The 3,152-nt window shown below is 56.4% G+C and carries 3 protein-coding genes; all 3 read left to right on the top strand.

Annotation, left to right across the window (positions count from 1 at the left end):
• Nucleotides 1-439 (top strand): IS3 family transposase (locus IVB01_RS14160; protein WP_247472773.1); only part of this gene is annotated, 439 nt, incomplete at its 5' end.
• Between the two features lie 334 nt (nucleotides 440-773).
• Nucleotides 774-1,811 (top strand): acyltransferase, encoded by a 1,038-nt coding sequence (locus tag IVB01_RS14165; protein ID WP_247494607.1) that lies wholly within the window; start codon nucleotides 774-776, stop codon nucleotides 1,809-1,811.
• Nucleotides 1,784-2,824 carry an acyltransferase gene (locus tag IVB01_RS14170; RefSeq protein ID WP_247494608.1) on the top strand — a complete coding sequence of 347 codons (1,041 nt, stop codon included), beginning with the start codon at nucleotides 1,784-1,786 and terminating at the stop codon, nucleotides 2,822-2,824. Before IVB01_RS14165 ends, IVB01_RS14170 begins: the two co-directional genes overlap by 28 nt.
• Nucleotides 2,825-3,152: the final 328 nt, after the last annotated feature.

Consider the following 3,152-nt stretch of genomic DNA (forward strand, 5'->3'; position numbering starts at 1 on the left):
CTGGCTCTACGTCGCAGCGGTGATCGACCTGTTCTCACGCCGGGTGGTGGGTTGGTCGATGAGCGCCGCCATGACAGCTCAGTTGGTAACCGATGCCCTGCTGATGGCCGTCTGGCGACGCGGCAAGCCGGACGCCCTGTTGCACCACTCCGACCAGGGCAGTCAGTACACCAGCGAGCAGTTCCAGCGCTTGATGGCCGACCACGGCATTCTCTGCAGCATGAGCCGTTCCGGCAACGTCTGGGACAACGCAGCGATGGAGAGCTTCTTCTCGTCGCTCAAGACCGAACGGACCGCCAACAAGATCTACCGAACCAGAGACGAGGCACGAGCCGATGTGTTCGACTATATCGAAAGATTTTACAACACGATCCGCAGGCACTCGACCATCGGGTATCTCAGCCCGGTTGAGTTCGAGCGCAAGGTGGGATTAGCTTAACCTGGTGTCCATCAAACCGGCAGCAGCTCAATGAATGGTATCTGCAGGAGCGATCATGCACCCCCTCCGCACCATCTGCGCGGAATCGCTTGATCGATTTGGCGAGCGTCTACCGGATCGTGTTGAACAGGTCAGTTGCGGCGGCGTTGCTCCGCTCACCCTTTGGTTTAAAGCTTCGCAACTCAGTTCCTCGCTTCAGACCAGATGGACAACCTCCTGAAAGACCACAGCTGGCGCGTTGAGGCCAGAGAAAAAGCTGCCCCAAACCGGCTATGATTTGCTCTGGTTAGGGTAGTGAGTTAGGTTCGCCGCTCCTGTGGATGGGGAGGGAGCTTTGACATCTGAAAGATCGGTGGGGATCGATTGTCTACGAGCAGTCGCGATAATCTGGGTTCTATTCTACCACTTTGTGCCGATTTCGCTATTCAATCGGGGAACTCATGGCGTTCTGCTGTTTTTCATTATCAGCGGATATTGCATCTCACTCAGCGCAGAGAATTCACGCTCGGCGTGGCACTTCTATTGCAAGCGGGTTGGCCGGCTGCTGCCGGCCCTCATCGTCTGCGGCTTCCTCACCACCGCTTTCAAACACGCGGCACCGCAGCTCATTGAGTCTTCGCGCTTGCTGCCCTGGTGCGACTATGCCTACACGCTAGTTGCACTCCCCACTCTCAATGTGCTCCGTATCGACTATTCTCCTCCCGATTGGGCGTACTGGTCGTTGATGGTGGAGTTTCAGTTTTACGTGCTGTGCACCGCAATCGTGGCAATCGGGCTGCGGAGCTTTCTGCTGCCGGCGGTCAGCGTCTGGTGCCTCGTCCGCTTCGCTCTATCAAACCCAAACACATATTCCACGAACGACTTCTTCGCCTTCTTCATTGCCGGGCTCAGCATTGCCGCCTTGTCGGCAGGCCATCGCAGGCAGGCGCTGTTCGGACTAGCAACGGCGCTGTTCCTAGAATGCGCTCACGAACTCCTGCACTACAACCAGCCATCCGTCCCGATGGAAGGCTGGCGGCTCGTGACCCTCTCTCTTGGAACTCTTGCTGTGTTTCTGGCCTCACAATATGAGGCACCGCGCTGGCTGCGTCCCGTCGCCTTTATCGGCCTGATTAGCTATCCGCTTTACCTGATCCATCAGGACGTCGGAAAGATGATCCTTCAGGCCTTGAATATCGGCGACGATCTGCCGTCCGATCTGCTTGTGCGAGCCTTTGCGCTTCCAACTGTTCTCGGGTCGATCTCATGGCTCGTCTACCGTTTCGTGGAGGAGCCCTACACCAAGCCGCTCACAGCGTTCCTGCGAGACCCGTCTTATTGGATTAGGTTGCTTTGGGAGAAGCTATGGCCAGTTACTTCAAGCGGCCGCTAATGCGAGCGGAACAGTTGGAAGCAAACAAAAACAAGGGACTGCAGGCAGCTCGTGCGATTGCCGCGCTCAGTGTTGCCTACTTTCACTCATACATCGCGCTCCGAGCCTTCCCCGAAAGTAGCCAAGTTACGCTGTGGCCACTCAAGGAATGGGGCTTCTTTGGCGTCAATTTCTTCTTCGCCATAAGCGGGTATGTCATTTGTCTCGTGGCCTCGCGGCCCGACTTCACGATCCGCTCGTTCGTCCTCAAACGGATCTTTCGTCTTTACCCCATGTACATTATCGCCATGACGCTCGTGGCGTTACTGATCGTGTCAGGGCAGTATCGGCCCATTTTGCTATCAAATTTCTTGCAATCCCTGACGTTGCTACCGATGCAAGACCCTCCGGCGTACGACGTAAGTTGGAGCATGCAGCGTGAAGTTGTGTTCTATGGCATAGCCGCCGTGGCCGTGCCCACAATTGGATTGTCTGGCCTGGCCGTCCTGTTGGCGGGCCTTGCCGCCACCGGATTCGTGCTCGGCAACCCGTGGACGTTCCAGATCGTATCAACCACGCAATCTGATTTTCTGGCCGGTGTGGTCGCCTTCCTGCTGCGAAAACACACGTCGCGGCTCGGCTTTTTTCTCCCACTCCTGATTGGGCTACCAGGTCTTTGGTTCACCCTTTCCAGCAACATCGCATTCGGACCATCAGCCTCGATGGTGTTCTTGGTAATCGCGCTGACCAACCTGAAACTGTCGTGGGATAGCGCGCCGGCACGTTGGCTAGTTGCCGCTGGAGATGCATCATATTCAATCTACCTGCTGCATCTACTGACATTCATTGCAATGGATGAGATTGCTAAGTTGGGTCAACTACCGGGCTGGCTTTGCGAGCCATGGCGCTTCACCGCGCTATTAATGTGCGGTCTTATTTCTTACGCTACTTGGCGAATGATCGAACGACCATTTATCCGCCTCGGTGACGCCCTGTCTGGCTTCAAGGCCCGCGTCCAAGTTGCGGCTGAGTAGGTTTACGGATTCAACACGCGCGGCAGAACCATACCGCCTGCTACATTTGCGTTTCCGTGCGGCCGTTTTTCACCGTCCTACCGGTTTGCGTCGGCGTTTGGATGGGCTGAAGAAGTGTTTCCGATATAGCTCTCGTTGCTGAGAATAATGCCAACCGCAGGGGTCGGTAAGGATGTACTTCAGACGAGCTCTCGCATCAGCGCGTAGCCCGCACGGCCGCAGGTGACCTTGCCCCCATATGTGGAACGGCCCGCGTGGCAAGAGCTTTTGCAGTCGATTTCACACATTGGAACGGTGCGGTCATATGTCCGGCCTTTGCGCGCGGCAC

This window comes from Bradyrhizobium sp. 164 (genome assembly GCF_023073715.1).
GTDB lineage: Bacteria > Pseudomonadota > Alphaproteobacteria > Rhizobiales > Xanthobacteraceae > Bradyrhizobium.

What these genes read in the sequence shown, in the direction of transcription:
- IVB01_RS14170 (WP_247494608.1), top strand. Translation starts at nt 1,784, where the DNA reads ATGGCCAGTTACTTCAAGCGGCCGCTAATGCGAGCGGAACAGTTGGAA.